The sequence below is a fragment of the Pseudomonas sp. 1176_21 genome (genome assembly GCF_052850635.1).
Window position 1 is genome coordinate 478505 of record NZ_VXCV01000004.1, and the last position, 26421, is coordinate 504925.

Here is a 26421-nt window from a genome sequence, read left to right on the forward strand (position 1 = left end):
GGGCTCCCCGTGTGGTCCGTTAACTATGGCCCGGTACGCGCAGTTTTCCAGCGCAGGGTAGGTTTCAACGCGAGTCAGAGCAGCACCACATCGTATTGTTCCTGGGAATACATGGACTCCACCTGGAAGCGGATGGTTCGCCCGATGAATGCCTCCAGCTCCGCCACGTTGCCCGATTCCTCGTCGAGTAGGCGGTCCACCACCTTCTGGTTGGCCAGCACCCGGTAGCCTTCGGCCTGGTAGGCGCGGGCCTCGCGCAGGATCTCGCGGAAAATTTCGTAACAGATGGTCTCAGGGGTCTTCAGCTTGCCGCGGCCCTGGCAACTGGCGCATGGTTCGCACAGCACCTGTTCGAGGCTTTCGCGGGTGCGCTTGCGGGTCATCTGCACCAGCCCCAGCTCGGTGATGCCGATGATGTTGGTCTTGGCGTGATCACGTTCCAGCTGTTTTTCCAGGGTACGCAGCACCTGGCGCTGGTGTTCTTCGTCTTCCATATCGATGAAGTCGATGATGATGATGCCGCCGATGTTGCGCAGGCGCAGCTGGCGGGCAATCGCCGTGGCAGCCTCCAGGTTGGTCTTGAAGATGGTCTCTTCGAGGTTGCGGTGGCCGACGAAAGCCCCGGTGTTGACGTCGATGGTGGTCATCGCCTCGGCCGGGTCAACCACCAGGTAGCCGCCGGACTTGAGCGGCACCTTGCGCTCCAGGGCGCGCTGGATCTCGTCCTCGACGCCATACAGGTCGAAGATCGGCCGCTCCCCCGGGTAATGCTCCAGACGGTCGGCGATTTCCGGCATCAGCTCGGCGACGAACTGCGTGGTCTTCTGGAAGGTTTCCCGCGAATCGATGCGGATCTTCTCGATCTTGGGGTTGACCAGGTCGCGCAGGGTACGCAGGGCCAGGCCCAGGTCTTCGTAGATTTCGGTGGGTGCGCCAACGGTCTTGATCTGGGCGCCGATCTGGTCCCACAAGCGACGCAGGTAGCGGATGTCCATGACGATCTCGTCGGCGCCGGCGCCCTCGGCCGCGGTGCGCAGGATGAACCCGCCGGCGTCCTGGATGTTTTCCTGGGCGATGCAGTCGGTGACCACCTGCTTGAGCCGCTCGCGTTCGCCTTCGTCCTCGATCTTCAGCGAGATGCCCACATGGCTGGTACGCGGCATGTACACCAGATAGCGCGACGGGATCGACAGCTGGGTAGTCAGGCGTGCACCCTTGGAGCCGATCGGGTCCTTGGTCACCTGCACCACCAGGCTCTGGCCTTCGTGCACCAGGGCACTGATGGTCTCGACACTGGCGCCTTCGCGCTGGGAGATTTCCGAGGCGTGGATGAACGCCGCGCGCTCCAGGCCGATGTCGACGAACGCTGCCTGCATGCCGGGCAGCACCCGCACCACCTTGCCCTTGTAGATGTTGCCGACGATGCCCCGCCGCTGGGTGCGCTCGACGTGCACCTCTTGAAGAACACCGTTCTCCACCACCGCCACGCGTGATTCCATCGGCGTGATATTGATCAGAATCTCTTCACTCATGGCAGGCTCTCGTCAAAGGTCTTTAGCTAATGATGGATTGCCCGGCGGTCGCTGGCGAGCAATTAAAGGGGTACGGGCAGTTCCTCGCTCAACGGGGCGGCAGGCCTTGCCAGCAGGGAATGGCAAATTGCTCCAGCAGCTCGGCGGTTTCGCTCAGCGGCAAGCCGACCACCGCCGAGTAGCTGCCCTGCAGCGCCTTGACGAAAATTGCCGCCAGGCCCTGGATCGCGTAGCTGCCGGCCTTGTCCTGCGGCTCGCCGCTGGCCCAGTAGGCCAGGGCCTGTTCGGGGCTGATGGGGCGCAGGCTGACGCGGCTGGCAACGTTCACGCTCAGGCAGCGCTCGCCATCGGTCACCGCCACTGCCGTCAGCACGTCGTGCTCGCGTCCGGACAATGCGGCCAGCATGGCCAGGGCGTCGGCCTGCCCCTGCGGCTTGCCGAGGATCTGCCCGTCGAGCACCACCGCAGTGTCGGCGCCCAGTACCGCCAGGTGCCCTTCCACGCCGCTGGCGCGCAACACCGCCAGGCCGGCAGCCGCCTTCTCGCGCGCCAGGCGCTCGACATAGGCGTCAGCCGGTTCGGCATCCAGAGGGGTTTCATCGATGCTGGCGGCCACCGGGGTGAACGGCACGCCGATCTGGGAGAGCAGCTCACGTCGGCGTGGCGAACCAGAGGCCAGGTACAGCGGGGTCATGTGACGTCTCCGTGTCAGCGTCGGTGGGCAACGCGAATCAGTTGATACTCAGGCGTCGGCGCAGGCCGCGCAAGGCGAAGCTGATCCAGGGCCACAGCAGCGCACTGATCACCGCCGGCCACACCAGCGCCAGGGTCGGCTGGCGGTTGCCGGTCAGGGCGCTGAGCCACAGCTGAACCAGCTGGGCCAGGCCGAAGATCACCAGAATCACCAGGCTCTGCTGCCACATGGGGAACATGCGCAGGCGTTGCTGCAGCGACAGCACCAGGAAGGTGATAAGCACCAGCACCAGGGCGTTCTGCCCCAGCAGCGTGCCGTACAGCACGTCCTCGGCAAGCCCCAGCACGAATGCGGTGGTCATGCCGACCTTGTGCGGCAGGTGCAGCGTCCAGAAGGCCAGCAGCAGGGCCAGCCACAGCGGACGGAAAATCTCCATGAACGGCAGCGTGGGCCACACGCTCAGCAGCAGGCCGATCAGGAAGGTCAACCAGACCACCCAACCGTTGCGGCTACGGGTACTGCTCATCAGTGTCTCTCCCGAGAAGTGGCCGGTGCGGCTGCAGGGGCAGCGGGCGCGGCGGCAGGAGCAGGTGCAGGGGTTGGCGCAGGCGTGCCCGGCGCAGCGGGTGCGGCAGGTGCGGCAGGTGCGCCCGGCGCGGCAGCCGGCATGCTGCCATCGATCGGGCTCTGCGCCTGGCGATCAGCCGCTTCCTGAGCCTGCGCGGCATCGGCGGCGCGCTGTTCGGGGGTACGGCTGTCGGAAAACACCAGCAGCATGTAGCGGCTGCGGTTGAGCGCCGCGGTAGGCACCGCCCGCACGATGGCGAACGGCTGCCCGGAGTCGTGGATCACCTCGCGCACCGTGGCCACCGGGTAGCCGGCCGGGAAGCGCTGGCCCAGGCCGGAACTGACCAGCAGGTCGCCTTCCTTGATGTCGGCGGTGTCGGCCACGTGGCGCAGTTCCAGGCGTTCGGGATTGCCGGTGCCACTGGCAATCGCGCGCAGGCCGTTGCGGTTGACCTGCACCGGAATGCTGTGAGTGGTGTCGGTGAGCAGCAGCACCCGCGAGGTGTACGGCATCAGCTCGACCACCTGGCCCATCAGGCCACGGGCGTCGAGCACCGGCTGGCCCAGCACCACGCCGTCGCGTTCGCCCTTGTTGATCAGGATGCGGTGGGTAAAGGGGTTGGGGTCGACGCCGATCAGCTCGGCCACCTCGACCTTCTCGTTGACCAGTGCCGAGGAGTTGAGCAACTCGCGCAGGCGCACGTTCTGCTCGGTCAGGGCCGCCAGCTTCTGCAGGCGACCTTGCAGCAGCAAGGCTTCGGTCTTGAGTTTCTCGTTCTCGGCGATCAGCTCGGTGCGGCTGCCGAACTGGCTGGCCACGCCCTGCCACATGCGTTGCGGGAAGTCGCTGATGGTATAGGAAGGCATCAGCACCAGCGCCATCTGGCTGCGCAGCGGCTTGAGCAAGGTAAAGCGGGCGTCCACCACCATCAGGGCGATAGACAGCACAACCAGCACAAGCAGGTGCACGCCCAGCGAAGGGCCTTTGGCGAAAAGCGGTTTAATAGGCCGCTCCTCGAAGATTCAGGGGGTCATTCATACGGCAACGCACCGGCCTGCTTGCAGGATGGATGGAAACGACGCCCACACGCGCCACCAGCACATACAGGTAGCACTGTGGGCGCTACCTGTAAACCGGGGGACGGGGTGGCGGTCAGCAAATCACTCGCTGGAGAGCAGGTCCATGGTGTGTTTGTCCATCATCTCCAGCGCGCGACCGCCGCCACGGGCGACACAGGTCAGCGGGTCTTCGGCGACGATCACCGGCAGGCCGGTTTCCTGGGCCAGCAGCTTGTCCAGGTCGCGCAGCAGCGCACCACCACCGGTCAGCACCAGGCCGCGCTCGGCGATGTCCGAAGCCAGCTCCGGTGGCGATTGCTCCAGGGCGCTCTTGACCGCCTGCACGATGGTCGCCAGCGATTCCTGAAGGGCTTCGAGCACTTCGTTGGAGTTCAGGGTGAAGGCACGTGGCACGCCTTCGGCCAGGTTGCGGCCGCGTACGTCGACTTCACGCACTTCGCCGCCCGGGTAGGCAGTACCGATTTCCTGCTTGATACGCTCGGCGGTGGACTCGCCGATCAGGCTGCCGTAGTTGCGGCGCACGTAGGTGACGATGGCCTCGTCGAAACGGTCGCCACCCACACGCACGGATTCGGCGTATACCACACCATTGAGGGAGATCAGTGCGATTTCGGTGGTACCACCACCAATATCGACGACCATCGAACCACGGGCTTCCTCGACCGGCAGGCCGGCACCGATGGCGGCGGCCATTGGCTCTTCGATCAGGAACACTTCACGGGCACCGGCACCGAGGGCCGACTCGCGAATGGCGCGGCGCTCTACCTGGGTCGACTTGCACGGAACGCAGATCAGCACGCGAGGGCTGGGCTGCAGAAAACTGTTTTCGTGAACCTTGTTGATGAAGTACTGCAGCATCTTTTCGCAGACGCTGAAATCGGCGATCACACCGTCCTTCATCGGACGAATGGCAGCGATGTTGCCGGGCGTACGGCCGAGCATGCGCTTGGCCTCGGTGCCGACAGCGACGACACTTTTCTGGTTGCCGTGAGTACGAATGGCCACAACCGAAGGCTCATTCAGGACGATACCGCGCTCACGCACGTAAATAAGGGTGTTGGCAGTGCCCAGGTCGATGGAAAGATCGCTGGAAAACATGCCACGCAGTTTCTTGAACATGGGAAAGTGACCCTAGGCAACGCGTGGGTAAAAAAGTGCGGCAAACTCTAACAACGGCGGGGATTTTGGGCAAGGCGCCAATATGTTAAATTGGCAGTTTTTCCGAGCAAGCCAGCACACAATCGCGGCCTTATGACCGTAAATCTGCCAGCATGTTCCTCATTCGCGGACCAATTCCGTTTTTTGTTTTCCCCTGGAGATCCCCATGGCGCTTGAACGCTGCGACGTGGAAAAGATCGCTCACCTGGCCCGCCTGGGCCTCAATGAAGCCGATCTTCCGCGCACTACCGATGCCTTGAACAGTATTCTGGGTTTGGTCGACCAGATGCAAGCGGTCGACACCACTGGCATCGAGCCACTGGCCCACCCCCTTGAAGCCCGTCAGCGCCTGCGTGCCGACGTGGTAACAGAAAGTAACCAGAGAGACAGCTACCAGGCCATCGCCCCGGCGACCGAAAGCGGCCTGTACCTGGTTCCTAAAGTCATCGAGTAAGGGAATAGAGCCTGCCATGCATCAACTGACCCTGGCCGAGATCGCCCGCGGACTCGCCGACAAAGCCTTTTCTGCCGAAGAGCTGACCCGCACGCTGCTGGCGCGCATCCAGCAGCTCGACCCGCAAATCAACAGTTTCATCAGCGTCACCGAAGACCTGGCCCTGGACCAGGCGCGTGCCGCCGACGCCCGCCGTGCTGGCGGTGAAACCGGCGCCCTGCTGGGCGCCCCCATCGCCCACAAGGACCTGTTCTGCACCCAGGGCGTGCGCACCAGCTGCGGCTCGAAGATGCTCGACAACTTCGTCTCGCCGTATGACGCCACCGTGGTCAGCAAGCTGGCCGAGGCCGGCATGGTCACCCTGGGCAAGACCAACATGGACGAGTTCGCCATGGGTTCGGCCAACGAATCCAGCCACTACGGCGCGGTGAAGAACCCGTGGAACCTCGAACACGTGCCGGGCGGTTCGTCCGGCGGTTCGGCCGCCGCCGTGGCCGCGCGCCTGCTGCCGGCCACCACCGGCACCGACACCGGCGGTTCGATCCGCCAGCCGGCGGCGCTGACCAACCTCACCGGCCTCAAGCCGACCTACGGTCGCGTGTCGCGCTGGGGCATGATTGCCTACGCCTCCAGCCTCGACCAGGGTGGCCCGCTGGCGCGTACCGCCGAAGACTGCGCGCTGCTGCTGCAGGCCATGGCCGGTTTCGACGCCAAGGACTCCACCAGCATCGACGAACCGGTGCCCGACTACAGCGCCCCGCTCAACGCCTCGCTGCAGGGCCTGCGCATCGGCCTGCCGAAGGAGTACTTCGGTGCCGGCCTGGACCCGCGCATCGCCGACCTGATCCAGGCCAGCGTCAAGGAGCTGGAAAAGCTCGGCGCGGTGGTCAAGCAGATCAGCCTGCCGAACATGCAGCACGCGATCCCTGCGTACTACGTCATCGCCCCGGCCGAAGCCTCGTCCAACCTCTCGCGTTTCGACGGCGTGCGCTTCGGCTACCGCTGCGAAGACCCCAAGGACCTCACCGACCTGTACAAGCGTTCGCGCGGTGAAGGCTTCGGCCCGGAGGTGCAGCGGCGCATCATGGTCGGCGCCTACGCGCTGTCGGCCGGCTACTACGATGCCTACTACCTGCAGGCGCAGAAGATCCGCCGCCTGATCAAGAACGACTTCATGGCCGCCTTCGAAGAGGTCGACGTGATTCTCGGCCCGACCACGCCCAACCCGGCCTGGAAGCTTGGCGCCAAGAACAGCGACCCGGTCGCCGCCTACCTGGAAGACGTCTACACCATCACCGCCAACCTCGCCGGCCTGCCAGGCCTGTCGATGCCGGCCGGTTTTGTCGACGGCCTGCCGGTCGGCGTGCAACTGCTGGCCCCGTATTTCCAGGAAGGCCGCCTGCTCAACGTCGCGCACCGCTATCAGCAAGTGACTGATTGGCACACCCGCGCACCTACCGGCTTCTGAGGGACAGACACATGCAATGGGAAGTTGTGATCGGGCTGGAAATTCATACCCAGCTCGCCACCCAGTCGAAGATTTTCTCCGGCAGCGCCACCACGTTCGGCTCCGAGCCGAACACCCAGGCCAGCCTGATCGACCTGGGCATGCCCGGCGTACTGCCGGTGCTCAACGAAGAAGCCGTGCGCATGGCCTGCATGTTCGGCCTGGCGATCGACGCCGAAATCGGCGAGCACAACGTGTTCGCGCGCAAGAACTACTTCTACCCCGACCTGCCCAAGGGCTACCAGATCAGCCAGATGGAGCTGCCGATCGTCGGCAAGGGCTACCTGGACATCGCCCTTGAAGACGGCACCGTCAAGCGCATCGGCATCACCCGCGCGCACCTGGAGGAAGACGCCGGCAAGAGCCTGCACGAAGACTTCAGCGGCGCCACCGGCATCGACCTGAACCGCGCCGGCACGCCGCTGCTGGAAATCGTCTCCGAGCCGGAAATGCGCAGCGCCAAGGAAGCCGTGGCCTACGTCAAGGCGATCCACGCACTGGTGCGCTACCTGGGCATCTGCGACGGCAACATGGCCGAGGGCTCGCTGCGCTGCGACTGCAACGTGTCGATCCGGCCCAAGGGCCAGGTCGAGTTCGGCACCCGCTGCGAGATCAAGAACGTCAACTCGTTCCGCTTCATCGAGAAGGCGATCAACACCGAGGTGCAGCGCCAGATCGAACTGATCGAGGATGGCGGCCGGGTGATCCAGGAAACCCGCCTGTACGACCCGAACAAGGACGAGACCCGCTCCATGCGCAGCAAGGAGGAGGCCAACGACTACCGTTACTTCCCCGACCCGGACCTGCTGCCGGTGGTCATCGAGCCGGCGTTCCTCGACGCCATCCGCGCCACCCTGCCCGAACTGCCGCCACAGAAGCGCGAGCGCTTCCAGAGCCAGTTCGGCCTGTCGGCCTACGACGCCAACGTGCTGGCCTCCAGCCGCGAGCAGGCCGACTACTTCGAGCAGGTGGTCGGTGTGTGTGGCGATGCCAAGCTGGCGGCCAACTGGGTCATGGTCGAGCTGGGCAGCCTGCTGAACAAGCTGGGCCTGGAGATCGACCAGGCGCCGGTCAGCGCCGCGCAACTGGGCGGCATGCTGCAGCGCATTCTGGACAACACCATCAGCGGCAAGATCGCCAAGGTGGTGTTCGAGAAGATGGCCGCCGGTGAAGGCGATGCCGACCAGATCATCGAGGCAGAAGGCCTGAAACAGGTGACCGACACCGGCGCGATCGAGAAGGTGCTGGACGAAGTGCTGGCGGCCAACGCCGAGCAGGTCGAGCAGTACCGCGCGGCGGACGAGGCCAAGCGCGGCAAGATGTTCGGCTTCTTCGTCGGCCAGGCGATGAAGGCGTCCAAGGGCAAGGCCAACCCGCAACAGGTGAACCAATTGCTCAAGAGCAAGCTCGAAGGCTGAACCGCGTCGCCTGCATTCGCCGGCAACGCCGGCTCCTACAAGGACGCACCAATCCCTGCAGGAGCCGGCGTTGCCGGCGAAGGCCACACCACGGAGTAACCGGATACATGTGGCGTCCCCTCAGCGCACTGCTCGCGCTTTTCACCCTGCTCGCCGGCTGTGCCAGCCACACCCTCGACCCCCGCGGTTACGACCAGACCGGCACTGCCTCCTATTACGGTTCCCGCCATCACGGCAAACGCACCGCCAGTGGCGAACCCTTCGACCAGCACGGCCTGACCGCCGCCCATCGCAGCCTGCCCTTCGGCACCCGCGTGCAGGTCACCAACCTCGCCAACGACCGCCGCGTCGTGGTACGCATCAACGACCGCGGCCCGCATACCCGGGGTCGACTCATCGACCTGTCACGCGCCGCCGCCGACCAACTGGGCATGCTCCGTAGCGGAACCGCGCGGGTACGGGTACAAAGTCTCAGCAACTGACCCTGCTTCGGAGCACGACCATTTTCGACCTGGCCGCTTTACCCACCTTCAGCCTGCTGCAACTAGCCCTGGGCCTGCTGCTGCTGATCACCGGCGCCGAACTGCTGGTGCGCGCCGCCCTGCGCCTGGCCGCCAGCCTGCAGGTGCGTCCGCTGATCATCGGCCTGAGCCTGGTGGCCTTCGGCAGCAGCGCCCCGCAACTGACCGTGAGCCTGCAGGCGGCCTACACCGGCGCACCCGACGTGGCGGTGGGCAGCGTGATCGGCAGCAACATCTTCAACGTGCTGGTCACCCTGGGCCTGGCCGCTCTGATCATCCCCCTGCGCGTTTCGCGGCAACTGGTACGCCTGGACATCCCGCTGATGATCGGCGCCAGCCTGCTGGTGTACCTGCTGGCCCTGGACGAACGCATCGGCCGCCTCGAAGGCGCCCTGCTGCTGCTCGGGCTGGTTGCCTACCTGGCCATCCTGTGGCACCAGTCACGCCACCACGCACGCACCTACCCCGCCCCCGGCCCGCGGCCGCAGCGTGGCGTCGGCTTCTGGTTCGGCACCCTGGCACTGATGCTCACCGGCCTGGGCCTGCTGAGCCTGGCCGGGCACCTGTTGCTGGAGGCAGCAGTGGAAGTGGCCGTCGACCTGGGCCTGTCGGAGCGGGTGATCGGCCTGACCGTGGTGGCGGTATGCACCTCGCTGCCGGAGCTGGCCACCTCGCTGATCGCCGCCTTGCGCGGCGAGCGTGAAATCGCCGTGGGCAACGTGATCGGCAGCAACCTGTTCAACCTGCTGGCGGTGCTCGGGCTGACCGCGCTGGTGGCCCCGGTGCCGCTGTCGATCTCGCCCAACGCGCTGGCCTTCGACCTGCCGGTGATGCTCGGCGTGGCCGTGCTGACCCTGCCGGTGTTCTATTCCGGCTACCGCGTCACCCGCGCCGAAGGTCTGGTGTTCCTGTGTCTTTACCTGGCCTATGGTCTGCACGTGGTGGCCTTCACCACCGGCATGCCGCTGGCCAACCGTCTGGAGCAGCTGATGCTGCTTTATGTCCTGCCGACGCTGGCGGTGGTGCTGATGTACACCACCGTGCGCGCCTGGCGCCGCCAACACTAAGGAAAACAACATGGGCGAGAGCAACAAAACCGGCGAACAGGTTCGCCGCCAGGTCATGGGCGATGCATTCGTGGACCGTGCACTGGGCAATGCCACCGAGTTCACCGAGCCGCTGCAGGCGTTCGTCAACGAGCACGCCTGGGGCAGCGTGTGGAGCCGCGAAGGCCTGCCGCTGAAAACCCGCAGCCTGATCACCCTGGCGGCGCTGACCGCGCTCAAGTGCCCGCAGGAGCTCAAGGGCCACGTGCGTGGCGCCCTGAACAACGGCTGTACGGTGGAAGAGATTCGCGAGGCGTTGCTGCATTGCGCCGTGTACGCCGGCGTACCGGCGGCGATCGATGCGTTTCGCGCCGCCCAGGAAGTGATCGACAGCTACCAGCAGGGCTGACCGATCACCCCGCAGGGCCGTCAGCCGGCGACGGCGGCGGCCTTCTGCCCCTTCTTCTTGAGCCAGAACGCCACGCCCAGGGTGGCGATCCAGGCCGGAATCAGCAGTACCGAGATGCGGATCGGCGGGGTCAGGTACATCACCACCAGAATCAGCACGATGAACGCCAGGCACAGGTAATTGGTCACCGGGTGCCCCCAGCTCTTGTAGAAGGTCGACTCGCCGGCAGCGATCTTGGCCTTGCGAAATTTCAGGTGGGTGATGCTGATGCTCGCCCAGTTGATCACCAGTGCCGACACCGCCAGCGCCATCAGCAGGCCGAAGGCTTCGCCCGGCATCAGGTAGTTGATCAGCACGCACAGGCCGGTGGCCACCGCCGATACGCCCAGCGCCGCCAGCGGCACGCCACGACGGTTGATCTTGAGCAGTGCCCGCGGCGCATCACCCTGGCTGGCCAGGCCGAACAGCATGCGGCTGTTGCAGTAAACGCAGCTGTTGTACACCGACAGCGCGGCAGTCAGCACCACCACGTTGAGAATGGTGGCCACCAGGTTGCTGTCCAGGTTGTGGAAGATCATCACGAACGGGCTGCCGCCCTGCACCACCTTCTGCCAGGGGTACAGCGACAGCAGCACTGCCAGTGCGCCGATGTAGAAGATCAGGATGCGGTACACCACCTGGTTGGTCGCGCGTGGAATGCTGTAGCGCGGGTTGTCCGCCTCGGCCGCGGTGATGCCGACCAGCTCCAGCCCGCCGAAGGAGAACATGATCACCGCCATCGCCATCACCAGCCCGGTGATGCCATTGGGGAAGAACCCGCCGTACTGCCACAGGTTGGCCACGCTGGCATCCGGCCCGCCGCTGCCGCTGGCCAGCAGCCAGGCGCCGAAACCGATCATGCTGACGATGGCGATCACCTTGACCAGCGCGAACCAGAATTCCAGCTCGCCGTACACCTTGACCTGGGTGAGGTTGATCAGGTTGATCGCCACGAAGAAGATCGCTGCAGTGGCCCAGGTGGGGAAGTCCGGCCACCAGTACTGCACGTAGATACCCACCGCCGTCAGCTCGGCCATGCCCACCAGCACATAGACCACCCAGTAGTTCCAGCCCGAGACGAAGCCGGCGAACTCGTTCCAGTAGCGGTGCGCAAAGTGGCTGAAGCTGCCCGCCACCGGTTCCTCGACCACCATCTCACCCAGCTGGCGCATGATGAAAAAGGCCATCAGGCCGGCGATGGCGTAGCCCAGCAGCACGGCAGGGCCTGCCATCTGGATGGTCTGGGCGATGCCCAGGAACAACCCGGTGCCGATGGCGCCGCCCAGCGCGATCAACTGGATGTGACGGTTCTTCAGGCCGCGATGCAAACGCTCGGGCGTGATCTGGTCTTGCATGAAGTGTCCTCAGGCAGGGAGGCCGTTATTTTGAGTGTGGGCGACAGGATCTAGATCCAGCCGCCCCACTGCAAGATAAATATGCCGATATTCGTCGTAACTGCGGCCATCAGCGTGGTAATCACGATGATCGAGGCGGCCAGCTGGTGATTGCCGTTGGCCGCGCGCGCCATCACGTAGCTGGACGCGGCGGTGGGGCTGGCGATGTACAGGAACAGCACCCCCAGCTCCGCGCCGCGAAAGCCGCACAGCCAGGCGCCGAAGGTGGCCAGCAGCGGCAGCCACACCATCTTTACCAGGCTGGCACTCAGCGCCATGCGCCCGCTGGCGTGCAACGAGGCCATCGACAGCGTGCCGCCGATGCAGATCAGCGCCAGCGGCAGGGTCATCTGCGCCAGGTAGTCACCGGAGGTCAGCAGCCAGTTGGGCAGCCCCACCTTGGCATACGCCAGCACGCCGGCCACCAGCACACTGATGATCAGCGGGTTGCGCAGGATGCTCTTGAGGATGCTCCAGGGGTCGGACTTGATGGTCGGGCTGTACACCGCCAGCACCACGGCCGACAGCGAGTTGTAGAGCAGGATCACCAGCCCGGCCAGCACCGCGCCGATGGAGATGCCATGATCGCCGTACATGCTCCCGGCCAGCGCCAGGCCGATGACCGCATTGTTGCCGCGAAAGCCGCCCTGGGCGTAGATGCCGCGATCTTCACGGGGGCAGCGCCAGATCGCGATCAGCCAGGCCAGGCCGAAACTGCCCAGGGTGGCGACGGTGAAGTACAGCAGCAGCGAGGGCTGGACCGCCGCCTCGAGATCGGCGTGGTAGATGCCCAGAAACAGCAGCGCCGGCATGCTCACGTTGAACACCAGGGCCGAGGCGGTCTGGATGAAGCTGTCGTTGATGGCGTTGATGCGGCGCAGCAGCACGCCCATGAACATCATCGCGAACACCGGCGCGGTGATGTTCAGGGTCTGGAGAAAAAGGGCGAGCATGCAGGTGGTCCCGTCGGCGTCGTTAGGGAGCTAATCATACGTCAACCTTGGGGCTGCCACGCAGCCTCTTCGCCGGCCTTGCCGGCGAAGAGGCCCTGAGGTTCAGCGCCGAACCGGGCGCTTCTGCAATTTGCGCTGCAGGGTACGCCGGTGCATGCCCAGCGCCCGCGCCGTGGCCGAGATATTGCCCTCATGCTCGGTCAGCACACGCTGGATGTGCTCCCACTGCAGGCGGTCCACCGACATCGGGTTTTCCGGTACCAGCGTGTCCAGGTCGGCGTGCTCGGACGCCAGCGCCGCCAGCACGTCGTCGGCATCGGCCGGCTTGCACAGGTAATTGCAGGCGCCGCGCTTGATCGCCTCCACCGCGGTGGCAATGCTCGAATAGCCGGTGAGGATCACCACGCGCATCTCCGGGTCCAGCTCCAGCAGCTTGGGCAGCAGCACCAGCCCGGAGTCGCCCTCCATCTTCAGGTCCAGCGTGGCGTAGTCCGGCACGTCCTGCTGGGCAATCTGCAGGCCCTCTTCGGCAGAACCCGCCGTGCTCACGCGAAACCCGCGCCGGCTCATGGCCCGGGCCATCACCCGGGTAAACGTGGCGTCGTCATCCACCAGCAGCAGGTGCGGCAGCTCTTCGCCTTCAGCCTGAATTTCATCACTCATCACACGTCTCCTCGCGCGTCACGCGGCAGGCGCAGCTCGGTGAGCGTACCGCCTTCCTCATGACTATAGAGTTTTACCGAGCCGCCAGCACGGGTCACGCTGGCCTTGCTCAAGAACAGGCCCAGGCCGAAGCCCTTGCCCTTGGTGGTAAAGAAGGGTTTGCCGATCTGCTCGGCGATCGCCACCGGCACGCCGGGGCCATGGTCGCGAATGCTGATCACGATGTCCTCGGCGTCCCAGTCCAGGTACACCTCCAGGTCATTGGGGCAGGCATCGGCTGCATTGTTCAACAGGTTCAGCAGGGCCTGGGTCAGGTCCGGCGGCGGCGCCAGGCGCGGCACCGTACCCTGCCCCAGGCGCTGGAAGCGATAGCTGGCCTCGGGGCGCATCAGGTGCCAGCGGTTGAGCGCCTCGTCCAGCCAGAAGCTCGCCTCCTGCTCTTGCACCGCCATGCGCCGGTTGGCCTCGGCGGCGCGCACCAGGTTCTGCAAGGTGTGCTTGCACTGCTTGACCTGCTCCTGCAGCGTCTCCAGGTCTTCCTGCAGCAGCGGGTCGGTGTGGTCCTGGCGCATCTCGTTGATCAGCACGCTCATGGTCGCCAGCGGCGTACCCAGCTCATGGGCGGCACCGGCGGCCTGGGTGGCCACGGCCAGCAGTTGCTGGTCGCGCAGGCCTTCCTCGCGGCGCTGGGCCTGGAACTGCTGCTGGCGACGCAGCTCTTCGGCCATCTTGGCGGCAAAGAAGGTGATCACCCCGGCGGCCAGGGCAAAACTCAGCCACATGCCGTAGATCTGCATCTTCTCGCGGGCCATGGGGAAGGTTTCGAGCGGGAAGTACTGCACCAGCAGCAGGGTGTAGGCCACCAGCGCAATGCCCGACAGAATCAGCGAATACAGCCATGGCAGCGTCACCGCGGCAATCGCCAGGGGCACCAGGTAATAGGACACGAAGGGGTTGGTCGAGCCCCCGGAAAAATACAGCAGCGCACTGTGGATCAGCAGGTCGCAGGCCAGCTGCACCGCATACTCCAGCTCGGTGACCGGCAGCGAGGTGCGCAGCCGGATGGCCGTGAGCACGCACAGCACCATGGAGAACCCCAGGGTGATGCTCAGCGCCAGCCACGGCAGTGGCAGCAGTTCGGTCCAGTAGGCGACCGCCACCGAACCGGCCTGGGCGGCCAGCACCAGGGTGCGGATGAAGGTCAGGCGCCAGAGGTTCTGACGTGTGGCAGACAGCATGAGTACGGGGGCGAGCATGAGCTCTCCTGATGAGTGCTCCAGGTGAATCGTGGCGAGTATACCCAAGCTGCACCCCGCGCTGCAGCAATGCGGCAAAGCGCCACAGGCACACCGGCATCGATGATGGCTTTTTGAACCTCGTCGGTTTGTGCGAGTCTGATGGGGTCTGCGTGGTCGGGATCGACCGCCGCCACGCCTCAATTTCAAGGAGTTGCCCATGCACACTGTGTCTCGCGCCAGTACCACCCTCGTCCTCGCGACCGGCCTGTTTGCCAGCTTTGCGGCACTGGCCGACGAGCCTCGCTACAACCAAGTCTCACTGCGCGCCGAAGCCAGCAAGGAAGTCGCCCGCGACCTGATGGTCGTGACCCTGTACACCGAGGCGCAGAACACCGACCCGGCCAAGCTGGCCAACGAGATCACCACCAGCATGAACAAGGCGCTGGAAAAGGCCCGTGCGGTCAAGGACGTCAAGCTCAGCCAGGACAGCCGCAACAGCTACCCGATCTACGACAACAAGAACCAGAAGATCACCGGCTGGCGCGAACGTGCCGAGCTGCGCCTGGAAAGCGCGAACTTCCCGGCGCTGTCCAAGCTCACCGGCGAGCTGCTGCAGGACCTGAAGATGGGCGGGATGGATTTCGCCATCGCCCCGGCCACCCGCAAGAGCAGCGAAGACGCCCTGCTCAAGGATGCCATCGACGCCTTCAAGGCCCGCGCCCAGCTGACCACCGAAGCCCTCGGCGGCAAGGGCTACAAGGTGGTCAACCTGAACCTCAACAGCAGCGGCTACCCGCACCCCTACGCCCGCGGGGCCATGATGATGAAGGCCAGCATGGACGCCGAAGCCGCGCCAAGCCCGGAAATCGAAGCCGGTACCAGCCAGGTCAGCCTCAGCGCCGACGGCACCATCGAAGTGCTGATGCCCTGATTCACCTGCGGGCAACGCCTGCATCGCTGTCAGCTATGGTTTGAGGGTCGCGCTGGTCAACAGGCCAGCCTCCCTGCCCGCCGAGCGGCCCCACTGGCCGCCCGGCGCACCAATGACATCGATGAGGCCAACAATGCTCAAACACGCGGTCCTTCCCTACCTGCTCGGCGCAGGCCTGCTGGCCGGCGCACCGCTGGCCCATGCGGCCAGCAACCTGGTGTTCTGCTCCGAGGGCAGCCCGGCGGGCTTCGACCCGGGCCAGTACACCACCAGTACCGACTTCGACGCCTCGGCCGAGACCGTCTTCAACCGCCTCAGCCAGTTCGAACGCGGCGGTACGGCGGTGATCCCCGGGCTTGCCACACGCTGGGACATCAGCGACGACGGCCTGAGCTACACCTTCCACCTGCGCGAAGGCGTGCAGTTCCACAGCACCGACTACTTCAAGCCCAGCCGCCCCTTCAACGCCGATGACGTGCTGTTCACCTTCAACCGCATGCTCGACAGGAACCTGCCGTTTCGCAAGGCCTACCCCACCGAGTTCCCCTACTTCACCGACATGGGCATGGACAAGAACATCGTCAAGCTCGAAAAACTCGACGAACACACGGTCAGGTTCACCCTGGCCAGCGTGGACGCCGCGTTCATCCAGAACATGGCCATGAGCTTCGCCTCGATCCAGTCCGCCGAATACGCCGAGCAACTGCTCAAGCAGGGCAAGCCGGCCGACATCAACCAGAAGCCGATCGGCACCGGCCCCTTCGTGTTCGCCAAGTACCAGAAAGACGCGCAGATCCGCTTCAAGGGCAACAAGACCTACTGGCAACCGCAGGACGTGAAGATCGACAACCTGATCTTCGCCATCACCACCGACCCGTCGGTGCGCATGCAGAAGCTCAAGAAGAACGAATGCCAGATCACCCTGTTCCCGCGCCCGGCCGACCTCAAGTCGCTGGAAGCGGACCCCAACCTGAACCTGCCGCACCAGGCAGGCTTCAACCTGGGCTACATCGCCTACAACGTGACCGACCCGATCAAGGGCACCACCGCGCCCAACCCCATGGCCCAGCTCAAGGTGCGCCAGGCCCTGGACATGGCGGTGAACAAGCAGCAGATCATCGACGCGGTGTACCAGGGCGCGGGGCAGCTGGCTGTCAATGCCATGCCGCCCACCCAGTGGAGCTACGACGACACCATCAAGGACGTGCCCTACGACCCGGCCAAAGCCAAGGCGCTGGTGCAGGAGGCCGGGGTCAGGGAGGGCACCGAGATCACCCTGTGGGCCATGCCGGTGCAACGCCCCTACAACCCCAACGCCCGGCTCATGGCCGAGATGATCCAGGCCGACTGGGCGAAGATCGGCATCAAGGCCAGCATCGTCAGCTACGAGTGGGGCGAATACATGAAGCGCGCCAAGGCCGGTGAGAACGGCGCCATGCTGATCGGCTGGAGCGGCGACAACGGCGACCCGGACAACTGGCTGGGCACCCTCTACGGCTGCGACGCGGTGAACGGCAACAACTTCTCCAAATGGTGCGACCCCGCCTACGACGCGCTGATCAAGCAGGCCAAGGCCACCCCCGACCAGGCCCGACGCACCGAGCTGTACAAGCAGGCGCAGCACATCATCAAGGCGCAGGTGCCGATCACCCCGATCGCCCATTCCACGGTGTACCAGCCGATGCGCAAGACCGTGCAGGACTTCAAGATCAGCCCCTTCGGCCTGAATGCCTTCTACGGCGTAAGCGTCAGCCAATAGACACGCAACGCGATGTTTAGCCTGTCCCTGCGGGCGCCGAGCTCATCGGTGCACGCGGGGCACTGATACCTGCTTGAAAATTACGACACCACACCAAGATTTTTCCCACGCCTCACACCCACTTCCTTACCTGCACGCCCGCCGCCCGCGTCCCTACCGTGGAGCGCGTGGTGGTGCTGGCACCCTGCTGTCGCCGCGCCCCCACGCCTCGTACAACAACAAAGGAATGGGACCGCATGCGTATTTCTCCGGTTTTCGCCGCACTGCTGGGCCTGGGGGCACTGGCCTATGGCCCGACAGCCCTGGCCAAGGGCAACCTGGTGTTCTGCTCCGAGGGCAGCCCGGGCGGCTTCGATATCGCCCAGTACACCACCTCCATCGAAAACGACGCCGCCGAGCCGCTGTACAACGGCCTGGTAGAATTCGAACGCGGCGCCACCCGCGTCATCCCCTCGCTGGCGACCGGCTGGGACGTTTCCGATGACGGCCTGACCTATACCTTCCGCCTGCGCCAGGGCGTGAAGTTCCACGCCAACAAGGACTTCACCCCCACCCGCGACTTCAACGCCGACGACGTGCTGCTCACCTTCCAGCGCATGCTCGACCCGCAGCACCCGTTTCGCGTGGCCTACCCGGCCGAGTTCCCCTACTTCGTCAGCATGGACCTGGACAAGAACATCGCCCGGGTCGAAAAGCGTGACCCCTACACGGTGGTCTTCACCCTCAACAGCGTCGATGCCGCCTTCATCCAGAACCTGGCCATGGGCTTTGCCTCGATCGTCTCTGCCGAATACGCCACCCAGCTGATGGCCAGCGGGCGGCTCAGCGACTTCGACCAGAAGCCGATCGGCACCGGCCCCTTCGTGTTCCAGCGCTACCAGAAGGATGCGCAGATCCGCTACCGGGCCAACCCCGACTACTGGGACCCGCAGCAGGTCAGGCTCGACCAGCTGATCTTCTCGATCAACACCGACGCCTCGGTGCGGGTGCAGAAGCTGCGCAAGGGGGAATGCCAGGTCACCGTCAACCCGCGCCCCGCCGACCTCAAGGCCCTGGCCGCCGACCCGAAGATCAACATGCTCGACCAGTCCGGCTTCAACCTGGGCTACATCGCCTACAACGTGCAGCACCCGCCGTTCGACCAGCTGCAGGTGCGCCAGGCCATGGACATGGCGGTGAACAAGGCGGCCATCGTCAAGGCGGTGTACCAGGATGCCGGCCAACTGGCCGTGAACTTCATGCCGCCCACCCAGTGGTCCTACGACCCGAGCATCCGCGATGCCGGCTACGACCCCGACAAGGCCCGCGCCCTGCTGGCCGCCGCCGGGGTCAAGCCCGGCACGCCCATCACCCTGTGGGCCATGCCGGTGCAGCGCCCCTACAACCCCAACGCCAAGCTGATGGCCGAGATGCTCCAGGCCGACTGGGGCAAGGTCGGGCTGGACGTGAAGATCGTCAGCTACGAATGGGGCGAGTACATCAAGCGCACCAAGAACGGCGAGCACGACGTGATGCTGCTGGGCTGGACCGGCGACAACGGCGACCCCGACAACTGGATGGGCACCCTCTACAGCTGCGGTGCCATCGGCAGCAACAACGTGTCGATGTGGTGCGACCCCGAATACGACGCCCTGGTGCAGCAGGCCAAGCGCATCACCGACCCCGCCGCGCGCACCGCGCTGTACCAGCAGGCCCAGCAGCGCATGAAGCAGCAGGTGCCGATCACCCCGGTCGCCCACTCCACCGTGCATCAACCGCTGAGCGTCCGGGTACAGGACTTCAAGGTCAGCCCGTTCGGGCGCAACAGTTTTTCGGGCGTCAGCGTCGACTGACCTCTGCCCGCCCCCTCCCAAGGTTCACCGCCGCACCCGCCGGGCTCACGAGGCCCGGCGGCTAATAAAAACATGCAAAGGAGCATCACCTTGAGACCTACCCGACACGCAGCACTTTGCCTGGCACTTGGCGGCCTGAGCGCGCTGGCCCAGGCCGAGCCCGTCAGCCAGGATTTCGTTGCGCTTACCCTGCGCACCACCTCCGACCAGGCCCAGGCCAGCGGCTTTCTCGACGGCCAGCGCCTGTCCGGCTCGACCCGCAACTGGTACGCCCACGAGCACGCCACCCGCGGGCCACTGTGGTCGTACAGCAAGCGCGACGGCAGCCGCCACCCCACCAGCAGCCGCGACAACTGGGTCCAGGGCACCCTCCTCAACTACACCTCCGGCTTCACCGAGGGCACCGTGGGCCTGAGCACCGAAGTGGCGCTGTACAACGCGGTGGCCCTGCAGCGCGGTCGCGCCAGCGTGGCCGGGCCGAACAACCGCACCCTCACCCACAGCGACGGCGAGGTACTCGACCAGTGGAGCAAGGTCGGCCTGGCCAACCTCAAGGCCCGGGTGTCCAACACCACCCTCACCGCCGGCCGCCAGTCCATCGACACCCCGGTGATCGCCTACATCGGCAACCGCGCACTGCCCTCCAGCTTCCAGGGCGTGAGCCTGCACAGCGCCGAGTTCGACAACCTGAGCTTCGACCTGGGCACCTTCGACCGCGTGTCGATGCGTACCGAGCAGGGCCAGAGCAAGTTTCGCTCCGAGTATGGCGATTCCCGCCAGTTCACCGACCGGGTCAGCATGGCCGGGGTCAACTACCAGCCGCTGCAGAGCCTGAGCACCAGCCTCTACGTGTCCAAGGTCGAGGACCTGTGGAACCAGTACTACTTCGGCGCCAACCACCTGCTGGGCGACAACGCGGTGCTGGGCCTGAACACCGGGCTCAACTACTACAAGACCCGCGACGCCGGCCAGAGCAAGCTGGGCGCCATCGACAACGACACCTTCAGCCTGTCGCTGGCCCTGACCCACCAGGCGCACACCGTGTCGGTCGCCTACCAGCAGGTCAACGGCAACGAGTACTTCGACTACCTGCACGACACCAACGCGATCTTCCTGGCCAACTCGCTGCTGTCGGATTTCAACGGCCCCAACGAGAAATCACTGCAGATCGGCTACGTGCTGAACATGGCCCCCTTCGGCGTGCCCGGCCTCAAGTTCAACCTGTACAACGCCCGCGGCTGGGGCATCGACGGCACCCATTACAAGGGCGGTGGCTACGACGTGAAGAACCTCGACGGCGAGCACCACGACGAATGGGGCATCGGCACCAGCTATGCCGTACAAGGCGGCGCGTTCAAGGACACCACCGTGCGCGCCACCTACACCACCCACCGCGCCAGCAAATTGCAGGGTGACGGGAGCCTGAACGAGGTGCGCGTGGTCACAACCATTCCGTTCAACATCCTCTAGGGCGGCAGGTCGCGGCCGATTCGCCGAATCGGCCGCGATGGCTACGCTGGTTTAATCGAATGCAGGGAAGTGTCATGAAACAATCAACCCTACAGGCTGCCCTTGCAGCCATCCTGTTGAGCGCCGCAGCCCCGCTGATGGCCAAGCCCCTGGTGGTGTGCACCGAGGCCAGCCCCGAGGGCTTCGACATCGTGCAGTACACCACGGCCGTCACCGCCGATGCCGCCGCAGAAACCCTGTTCAACCGCCTGGTGGACTTCAAGCCCGGCACCACCGAGGTGCAGCCGGCCCTGGCCGAACGCTGGGAGGTCAGCCCCGACGGCCTGACCTACACCTTTCACCTGCGCAGCGGGGTCAGGTTCCACACCACCGACTACTTCACCCCCACCCGCGACCTGAACGCCGACGACGTGCTGTGGAGCTTCCAGCGCCAGCTCGACCCCGCCCACCCCTGGCACGACAAGACCAGCATCGGCTTCCCCTATTTCGAGAGCATGGGTTTCCAGCACCTGCTCAAGTCGGTGGAAAAGCTCGACCCGCACACCGTGGCGTTTCACCTGACCCGCCCCGAGGCACCGTTTCTGCGCGACCTGGCCATGGCCTTCACCTCGATCTATTCCGCCGAATACGCCGACCAGTTGCTCAAGGCCGGCACCACCACCGAACTCAACAGCAAGCCGGTCGGCACCGGACCGTTCATCTTCCAGCGCTACAACAAGGACGCGCAGGTGCGCTACAGGCCCAACCCGGACTACTTTCGCGGCAAGCCGCCGAGCGATGCGCTGATCTTCGCCATCACCCCCGACAACAACGTGCGCCTGCAGAAGCTGCGCGCCAACGAATGCCAGGTGGCGCTGTACCCCAAGCCCGACGACATACCCGGCATCCAGGCCGACGCGCGCCTGAAGGTGGCCGAAATGGAGGCCCTGACCACCGGCTACATCTCGCTCAACACCGAGCACAGGTACCTGAGCGACGTGCGCGTACGGCGCGCCATCAACCTGGCCTTCGACCGCGAACACCATGTCGAGCAACTGTTCGGCAAGGGCAACGCCCTGCTGGCGGTGAACCCCTACCCGCCGACCCTGATGGGCTACAACAGCCAGAACCGCAACCCGCCCCGCGACCTGGACCAGGCCCGCGCGCTGCTCAAGGAGGCCGGCGTACCCGAAGGCACCGTGCTCACCCTGTTCACCCGCAACGGCGGCGGGCCCACCAACCCCAACCCGCGCCTGAGCGCCGAGATGCTTCAGGCCGACCTCGCCCAGGTCGGCCTGAAGGTCGACATCCGCGTGATGGAATGGGCCGAGATGCTGCGCCGCGCCAAGGCCGGCGAAGCCGACATGGTGTCGGCCGGCTGGGCGGGCGACAACGGCGACCCGGACAACTTCCTGACCCCGCTGCTCAGCTGCGCCGCAGCGAAGAATGGGGAAAACTACGCACGCTGGTGCAACCCGCGATTCCAGGTGCTGATCGACCACGCCCGCGAAACCGCCGACCCCGATCAACGCGCCGCACTCTATGTCCAGGCACTGGCGGTGTACGATGAGGCCAAACCGTGGATCAACATGGCCCACCCGAAGGTGTTCACCGCCCTGCGCGAGAACGTCGAGGGCTACGTCATCAACCCGATGACCAACAACAACTTCGCCACCACGCGGGTGAAGTAGAACGATAACGCTTGCAGCGCCCGCCCCCGGGCGCTCGCAGGCATGCCTTAGGCTGATGAGGTACACCACACGATGTTTAGTTTTATTGCACGGCGTCTGGGCCTGTTGATCCCGTCGTTCTTCGGCATCACCCTGCTCACGTTCGCGCTCATACGCCTGATCCCCGGTGACCCGGTGGAGGTGATGATGGGCGAACGCAGGGTCGACCCCGAGATGCACGCTCAGGCCATGGAACGGCTCGGCCTGAACAAGCCGCTGGCGCAGCAGTACCTGGACTACGTCGGCAAGCTGGCCCAGGGCGACCTGGGCGAGTCGCTGCGTACCCGCGAAAGCGTGTGGCACGAGTTTCTCGCGCTGTTCCCCGCCACCCTCGAACTGGCCATGGCCGCGCTGCTGTTCGCCGGCATCGTCGGGCTGCTGGCCGGGGTGATCGCCGCGCTCAAGCGCGGCTCGCTGTTCGATCACGGGGTCATGGGCATCTCCCTGGCCGGCTACTCGATGCCGATCTTCTGGTGGGGCCTGATCCTGATCATGTTCTTCTCGGTCGGGTTGGGCTGGACGCCGGTGTCCGGGCGCATCGACCTGCTCTACGACATCGAGCCGACCACCGGCTTCATGCTCATCGACACCCTGCTCAGCGACGAGGAAGGCGCGTTCAAGGACGCGTTGATGCACCTGATCCTGCCGGCCATCGTGCTCGGCACCATCCCGCTGGCGGTGATCGCACGCATGACCCGCTCCTCGATGCTCGAAGTGCTGCGCGAGGACTACATCCGCACCGCACGGGCCAAGGGCCTGTCGCCGGCACGGGTGGTGTTCGTGCACGGCCTGCGCAACGCGCTGATCCCGGTGCTTACGGTGGTCGGCCTGCAGGTCGGCACGTTGCTCGGTGGCGCGGTGCTTACCGAAACCATCTTTTCCTGGCCGGGCATCGGCAAATGGCTGATCGAAGCCATCGGCGCCCGTGACTACCCCGTGGTACAGAACGGCATCCTGTTGATTGCCTGCCTGGTGATCCTGGTCAACTTCGTCGTGGACATCCTCTACGGCCTGGCCAACCCACGCATCCGACATCAGCGCTGAGGCCTTCGCTCATGACCAATCCGCTTGCAAAAAACGCTGCCGTCGACGCCGCGCCGCTCGACCAGAGCCTGCTCTACCCCTCCCCCTACAAGGAATTCTGGCACGCCTTCTCGCGCAACAAGGGCGCGGTGGCCGGCCTGCTGTTCATGTGCCTGATCGTGTTCTGCGCGCTGTTCGCCCCGTGGGTGGCGCCGCACAACCCCAGCGAGCAGTACCGCGACTTCCTGCTGACCCCGCCGGTATGGCTCGAAGGCGGCCAGTGGCAGTTTCTGCTGGGTACCGACGAGCTGGGCCGCGACCTGCTCTCGCGGCTGATCCAGGGTTCGCGCCTGTCGCTGCTGATCGGCCTGTCGTCGGTACTGATCTCGCTGATCCCGGGCGTGCTGCTGGGCCTGCTGGCCGGGTTTTTCCCGCGCCTGCTTGGCCCGTCCATCATGCGCCTGATGGACGTGATGCTGGCGCTGCCCTCGCTGCTGCTGGCGGTGGCCATCGTGGCGATCCTGGGCCCTGGCCTGATCAACACCGTGATCGCCATCGCCATCGTCTCGCTGCCGGCCTACGTGCGCCTGACCCGCGCCGCGGTGATGGGCGAGCTGAACCGCGACTACGTCACCGCCGCACGCCTGGCCGGGGCACGCTTGCCGCGCCTGATGTTCGTCACCGTGCTGCCCAACTGCATGGCGCCGCTGATCGTGCAGGCCACCCTGAGTTTCAGTTCGGCGATTCTCGATGCCGCCGCGCTGGGCTTCCTGGGCCTGGGCGTGCAACCGCCGACCCCGGAGTGGGGCACCATGCTGGCCTCGGCCCGCGACTACATCGAACGCGCCTGGTGGGTGGTCAGCCTGCCGGGCCTGACCATCCTGCTCAGCGTGCTGGCAATCAACCTGATGGGCGACGGGCTGCGCGATGCGCTGGACCCGAAACTCAAGAATGCCGCCTGAGGAGAAGCCCATGTCACTTCTACACATCAAGAACCTGAGCGTGCGCTTCGGCGACGCCTCGGCGGTACCGGTGGTCGACGGCCTCGACCTGAACGTGGAAAAGGGCGAGGTGCTGGCGATTGTCGGCGAGTCCGGCTCGGGCAAGTCGGTGACCATGATGGCGCTGATGGGCCTGATCGACGCCCCCGGGCGCATCACCGCCGACGCCTTGACCTTCAACGGCAGCGACATGCTCACTCTGAGCGGCCGGCAGCGGCGCAAGGTGGTCGGCAAGGACATGGCGATGGTCTTCCAGGACCCCATGACCGCACTCAACCCCAGCTACACCGTGGGTTTCCAGATCGAGGAGGTGCTGCGCCAGCACCTGGGGCTGCGCGGCAAGGCGGCGCGCCAGCGTGCGCTGGAGCTGCTGAAGAAGGTCGAGATCCCGGCCCCGGAAAGCCGCCTGGATGCCTACCCCCACCAACTCTCCGGCGGCATGAGCCAGCGCGTGGCAATCGCCATGGCGATTGCCGGCGAACCCAAGCTGCTGATCGCCGACGAGCCCACCACGGCGCTGGACGTGACCATTCAGGCGCAGATCATGGAGCTGCTGCTCAACCTGCAGAAAGAGCAGGACATGGCGCTGATCCTGATTACCCACGACCTTGCCGTGGTGGCCGAAACCGCCCGCCGCGTGTGCGTGATGTATGCCGGCCAGGCAGTGGAAGTCGGCCAGGTGCCCGAGCTGTTCGAGGTGCCTGCGCACCCCTACAGCGAAGCCCTGCTGGCAGCGATCCCCGAGCACAGCGAAGGCGCCGAGCGCCTGGCGACCCTGCCCGGCATCGTGCCCGGACGCTACGACCGGCCCCACGGCTGCCTGCTGTCGCCGCGCTGCCCCTACGTGCAGGACCACTGCCGCCAGCAGCGTCCGAGCCTGGACCCCAAGGCCCACAGCCTGGCCCGCTGCTTCTACCCGCTCAACCAGGAGGTGGCGTGATGAGCGTCGTACTGACCGCCCGTGACCTCACCCGTCATTACGAAGTGTCCCTGGGCCTGTTCAAGGGCCATGCCCTGGTACGCGCCCTCAATGGGGTGTCGTTCGAACTGGAGGCCGGCAAGACCCTGGCCGTGGTCGGCGAATCCGGCTGCGGCAAGTCGACCCTGGCCCGCGCCCTGACCCTGATCGAGGAACCGTCGTCGGGCTCGTTGCAGATCGCCGGGCAGGAGGTGGCCGGTGCCAGCAAGCAGCAGCGCCGGCAACTGCGCCGCGATGTGCAGATGGTGTTCCAGAGCCCCTATGCTTCGCTCAACCCGCGCCAGAAGGTCGGTGACCAACTGGCCGAGCCGCTGCTGATCAACACCCGGCTGTCCAGGGCCGAACGCCGCGAGAAGGTGCAGGCGATGATGCAGCAGGTGGGCCTGCGGCCCGAGCACTACCAGCGCTACCCGCACATGTTCTCCGGTGGCCAGCGCCAGCGCATCGCCCTGGCGCGGGCCATGATGCTGCAACCCAAGGTGCTGGTGGCGGACGAGCCGACCTCGGCGCTGGACGTGTCGATCCAGGCGCAGGTGCTGAACCTGTTCATGGACCTGCAGAAGGAGTTCAACACCGCCTACGTGTTCATCTCGCACAACCTGGCGGTGGTGCGGCATGTGGCCGACCAGGTACTGGTGATGTACCTGGGGCGCCCGGCGGAAATGGGGCCCAAGGAGGATATCTATGCCAGGCCTTTGCACCCTTATACCCAGGCCCTGCTGTCGGCGACCCCGACCATTCACCCCGACCCGCTCAAGCCAAAGATCAGGATCGTGGGCGAGCTGCCCAACCCGCTGAACCCACCGCCGGGGTGCGCGTTCCACAAGCGTTGCCCGTATGCCACCGAGCGCTGTGCCAGTGAAGAGCCGGCGTTCCGGCCAGTGGGTACACGGCAGGTGGCGTGCCACTATGCGGAGCAGTTTCTCTAGAACCGCTGCGCCAGCAATCGCGGGTCGAGCCCGCTCCCACACGGATCACTGCTGTCCTTGTGGGAGCGGGCTTGACCCGCGATAGGGCCCTGCAGGTATTCTGCTTTCCTACCTC

Annotated in this window: 24 protein-coding genes; 15 read left to right on the forward strand and 9 right to left on the reverse strand. The window is 65.4% G+C overall.

What is annotated here, in order from left to right:
- Positions 1-74: 74 nt before the first annotated feature.
- The 5 genes from rng to mreB all read right to left on the reverse strand — a co-directional run bounded on the left by rng (position 75) and on the right by mreB (position 4992).
- Positions 75-1532, reverse strand: a complete 1458-nt coding sequence (gene rng, locus FW760_RS13055; protein WP_043862473.1) for a ribonuclease G — start codon at positions 1530-1532, stop codon at positions 75-77.
- An 88-nt stretch (positions 1533-1620) separates the two neighbouring features.
- A complete protein-coding gene (locus tag FW760_RS13060; protein ID WP_043862474.1) occupies positions 1621-2226 on the reverse strand; it encodes a Maf family protein in 606 nt (201 codons plus the stop codon).
- 37 nt (positions 2227-2263) lie between these two features.
- On the reverse strand, positions 2264-2752 hold the full coding sequence (gene mreD, locus FW760_RS13065) for a rod shape-determining protein MreD (protein ID WP_043862475.1): 489 nt from the start codon (positions 2750-2752) through the stop codon (positions 2264-2266).
- Positions 2752-3768 (reverse strand): rod shape-determining protein MreC, encoded by a 1017-nt coding sequence (gene mreC / locus FW760_RS13070; protein ID WP_446443819.1) that lies wholly within the window; start codon positions 3766-3768, stop codon positions 2752-2754. Before mreC ends, mreD begins: the two co-directional genes overlap by 1 nt.
- A 186-nt stretch (positions 3769-3954) precedes the next feature.
- Positions 3955-4992, reverse strand: a complete 1038-nt coding sequence (mreB, locus tag FW760_RS13075) for a rod shape-determining protein MreB (protein WP_008371426.1) — start codon at positions 4990-4992, stop codon at positions 3955-3957.
- Positions 4993-5197: 205 nt separating this feature from the next.
- Here mreB and gatC point away from each other — a divergent pair, with 205 nt between their 5' ends.
- The 6 genes from gatC to FW760_RS13105 all read left to right on the forward strand — a co-directional run bounded on the left by gatC (position 5198) and on the right by FW760_RS13105 (position 10386).
- A complete protein-coding gene (gene gatC / locus FW760_RS13080; RefSeq protein ID WP_043862477.1) occupies positions 5198-5485 on the forward strand; it encodes an Asp-tRNA(Asn)/Glu-tRNA(Gln) amidotransferase subunit GatC in 288 nt (95 codons plus the stop codon).
- 16 nt (positions 5486-5501) lie between these two features.
- On the forward strand, positions 5502-6953 hold the full coding sequence (gene gatA, locus FW760_RS13085) for an Asp-tRNA(Asn)/Glu-tRNA(Gln) amidotransferase subunit GatA (RefSeq protein WP_043862478.1): 1452 nt from the start codon (positions 5502-5504) through the stop codon (positions 6951-6953).
- Between the two features lie 11 nt (positions 6954-6964).
- Positions 6965-8410 (forward strand): Asp-tRNA(Asn)/Glu-tRNA(Gln) amidotransferase subunit GatB, encoded by a 1446-nt coding sequence (gene gatB, locus FW760_RS13090; RefSeq protein WP_054916385.1) that lies wholly within the window; start codon positions 6965-6967, stop codon positions 8408-8410.
- Positions 8411-8517: 107 nt separating this feature from the next.
- Entirely contained in the window at positions 8518-8892 is a 375-nt protein-coding gene (locus FW760_RS13095; protein WP_043862480.1) for a septal ring lytic transglycosylase RlpA family protein, read from the forward strand.
- Positions 8893-8921: 29 nt separating this feature from the next.
- Positions 8922-9998: a calcium/sodium antiporter gene (locus FW760_RS13100; protein ID WP_116052940.1), complete on the forward strand. Its 1077-nt coding sequence runs from the start codon at positions 8922-8924 to the stop codon at positions 9996-9998.
- A 10-nt stretch (positions 9999-10008) separates the two neighbouring features.
- Positions 10009-10386, forward strand: a complete 378-nt coding sequence (locus FW760_RS13105; RefSeq protein WP_043862482.1) for a carboxymuconolactone decarboxylase family protein — start codon at positions 10009-10011, stop codon at positions 10384-10386.
- A gap of 20 nt (positions 10387-10406) precedes the next feature.
- Here the strand turns inward: FW760_RS13105 and FW760_RS13110 are convergent, their stop codons facing one another.
- The 4 genes from FW760_RS13110 to FW760_RS13125 form a co-directional block, all read right to left on the reverse strand.
- A complete protein-coding gene (locus FW760_RS13110; protein WP_043862483.1) occupies positions 10407-11780 on the reverse strand; it encodes an amino acid permease in 1374 nt (457 codons plus the stop codon).
- Positions 11781-11830: 50 nt separating this feature from the next.
- On the reverse strand, positions 11831-12772 hold the full coding sequence (locus FW760_RS13115) for an AEC family transporter (protein ID WP_054916387.1): 942 nt from the start codon (positions 12770-12772) through the stop codon (positions 11831-11833).
- 102 nt (positions 12773-12874) lie between these two features.
- The gene (locus tag FW760_RS13120; protein WP_043862485.1) at positions 12875-13435 is read right to left on the reverse strand and encodes a response regulator transcription factor; all 561 of its coding nucleotides are present in this window, start codon (positions 13433-13435) and stop codon (positions 12875-12877) included.
- On the reverse strand, positions 13435-14691 hold the full coding sequence (locus tag FW760_RS13125; protein WP_054916388.1) for an ATP-binding protein: 1257 nt from the start codon (positions 14689-14691) through the stop codon (positions 13435-13437). The genes FW760_RS13120 and FW760_RS13125 overlap by 1 nt, the downstream gene beginning before the upstream one ends.
- Before the next feature lie 199 nt (positions 14692-14890).
- Here FW760_RS13125 and FW760_RS13130 point away from each other — a divergent pair, with 199 nt between their 5' ends.
- The 9 genes from FW760_RS13130 to FW760_RS13170 all read left to right on the forward strand — a co-directional run bounded on the left by FW760_RS13130 (position 14891) and on the right by FW760_RS13170 (position 26306).
- On the forward strand, positions 14891-15604 hold the full coding sequence (locus FW760_RS13130; protein ID WP_043862487.1) for an SIMPL domain-containing protein: 714 nt from the start codon (positions 14891-14893) through the stop codon (positions 15602-15604).
- 133 nt (positions 15605-15737) lie between these two features.
- Complete coding sequence (locus tag FW760_RS13135) at positions 15738-17363, forward strand: ABC transporter substrate-binding protein (protein ID WP_054916389.1); 1626 nt, start codon at positions 15738-15740, stop codon at positions 17361-17363.
- 236 nt (positions 17364-17599) lie between these two features.
- Complete coding sequence (locus FW760_RS13140) at positions 17600-19195, forward strand: ABC transporter substrate-binding protein (RefSeq protein WP_116052937.1); 1596 nt, start codon at positions 17600-17602, stop codon at positions 19193-19195.
- 72 nt (positions 19196-19267) lie between these two features.
- The gene (locus FW760_RS13145; RefSeq protein WP_116052934.1) at positions 19268-20665 is read left to right on the forward strand and encodes an OprD family porin; all 1398 of its coding nucleotides are present in this window, start codon (positions 19268-19270) and stop codon (positions 20663-20665) included.
- Positions 20666-20739: 74 nt separating this feature from the next.
- A complete protein-coding gene (locus FW760_RS13150) occupies positions 20740-22335 on the forward strand; it encodes an ABC transporter substrate-binding protein (protein WP_116052932.1) in 1596 nt (531 codons plus the stop codon).
- 72 nt (positions 22336-22407) lie between these two features.
- Complete coding sequence (locus tag FW760_RS13155; RefSeq protein WP_043862492.1) at positions 22408-23418, forward strand: ABC transporter permease subunit; 1011 nt, start codon at positions 22408-22410, stop codon at positions 23416-23418.
- 11 nt (positions 23419-23429) lie between these two features.
- The gene (locus FW760_RS13160; RefSeq protein WP_116052929.1) at positions 23430-24359 is read left to right on the forward strand and encodes an ABC transporter permease subunit; all 930 of its coding nucleotides are present in this window, start codon (positions 23430-23432) and stop codon (positions 24357-24359) included.
- A 10-nt stretch (positions 24360-24369) separates the two neighbouring features.
- Positions 24370-25338, forward strand: a complete 969-nt coding sequence (locus tag FW760_RS13165) for an ABC transporter ATP-binding protein (RefSeq protein ID WP_054916393.1) — start codon at positions 24370-24372, stop codon at positions 25336-25338.
- Positions 25338-26306, forward strand: coding sequence for a peptide ABC transporter ATP-binding protein (locus tag FW760_RS13170; RefSeq protein ID WP_043862495.1), 969 nt, complete (start codon positions 25338-25340; stop codon positions 26304-26306). Before FW760_RS13165 ends, FW760_RS13170 begins: the two co-directional genes overlap by 1 nt.
- The last annotated feature ends 115 nt before the right edge of the window (positions 26307-26421 follow it).

Excerpts from the sequence above, each read along its gene's own strand:
- rng (WP_043862473.1), bottom strand. The coding sequence starts at position 1,532 with ATGAGTGAAGAGATTCTGATCAATATCACGCCGATGGAATCACGCGTG.
- FW760_RS13060 (WP_043862474.1), bottom strand. The coding sequence starts at position 2,226 with ATGACCCCGCTGTACCTGGCCTCTGGTTCGCCACGCCGACGTGAGCTG.
- mreD (WP_043862475.1), bottom strand. The coding sequence starts at position 2,752 with ATGAGCAGTACCCGTAGCCGCAACGGTTGGGTGGTCTGGTTGACCTTC.
- mreB (WP_008371426.1), bottom strand. The coding sequence starts at position 4,992 with ATGTTCAAGAAACTGCGTGGCATGTTTTCCAGCGATCTTTCCATCGAC.
- gatC (WP_043862477.1), top strand. The coding sequence starts at position 5,198 with ATGGCGCTTGAACGCTGCGACGTGGAAAAGATCGCTCACCTGGCCCGC.
- gatA (WP_043862478.1), top strand. The coding sequence starts at position 5,502 with ATGCATCAACTGACCCTGGCCGAGATCGCCCGCGGACTCGCCGACAAA.
- gatB (WP_054916385.1), top strand. The coding sequence starts at position 6,965 with ATGCAATGGGAAGTTGTGATCGGGCTGGAAATTCATACCCAGCTCGCC.
- FW760_RS13095 (WP_043862480.1), top strand. The coding sequence starts at position 8,518 with ATGTGGCGTCCCCTCAGCGCACTGCTCGCGCTTTTCACCCTGCTCGCC.
- FW760_RS13105 (WP_043862482.1), top strand. The coding sequence starts at position 10,009 with ATGGGCGAGAGCAACAAAACCGGCGAACAGGTTCGCCGCCAGGTCATG.
- FW760_RS13110 (WP_043862483.1), bottom strand. The coding sequence starts at position 11,780 with ATGCAAGACCAGATCACGCCCGAGCGTTTGCATCGCGGCCTGAAGAAC.
- FW760_RS13115 (WP_054916387.1), bottom strand. The coding sequence starts at position 12,772 with ATGCTCGCCCTTTTTCTCCAGACCCTGAACATCACCGCGCCGGTGTTC.
- FW760_RS13120 (WP_043862485.1), bottom strand. The coding sequence starts at position 13,435 with ATGAGTGATGAAATTCAGGCTGAAGGCGAAGAGCTGCCGCACCTGCTG.
- FW760_RS13125 (WP_054916388.1), bottom strand. The coding sequence starts at position 14,691 with ATGCTCGCCCCCGTACTCATGCTGTCTGCCACACGTCAGAACCTCTGG.
- FW760_RS13130 (WP_043862487.1), top strand. The coding sequence starts at position 14,891 with ATGCACACTGTGTCTCGCGCCAGTACCACCCTCGTCCTCGCGACCGGC.
- FW760_RS13135 (WP_054916389.1), top strand. The coding sequence starts at position 15,738 with ATGCTCAAACACGCGGTCCTTCCCTACCTGCTCGGCGCAGGCCTGCTG.
- FW760_RS13140 (WP_116052937.1), top strand. The coding sequence starts at position 17,600 with ATGCGTATTTCTCCGGTTTTCGCCGCACTGCTGGGCCTGGGGGCACTG.
- FW760_RS13145 (WP_116052934.1), top strand. The coding sequence starts at position 19,268 with ATGCAAAGGAGCATCACCTTGAGACCTACCCGACACGCAGCACTTTGC.
- FW760_RS13150 (WP_116052932.1), top strand. The coding sequence starts at position 20,740 with ATGAAACAATCAACCCTACAGGCTGCCCTTGCAGCCATCCTGTTGAGC.
- FW760_RS13155 (WP_043862492.1), top strand. The coding sequence starts at position 22,408 with ATGTTTAGTTTTATTGCACGGCGTCTGGGCCTGTTGATCCCGTCGTTC.
- FW760_RS13160 (WP_116052929.1), top strand. The coding sequence starts at position 23,430 with ATGACCAATCCGCTTGCAAAAAACGCTGCCGTCGACGCCGCGCCGCTC.
- FW760_RS13165 (WP_054916393.1), top strand. The coding sequence starts at position 24,370 with ATGTCACTTCTACACATCAAGAACCTGAGCGTGCGCTTCGGCGACGCC.
- FW760_RS13170 (WP_043862495.1), top strand. The coding sequence starts at position 25,338 with ATGAGCGTCGTACTGACCGCCCGTGACCTCACCCGTCATTACGAAGTG.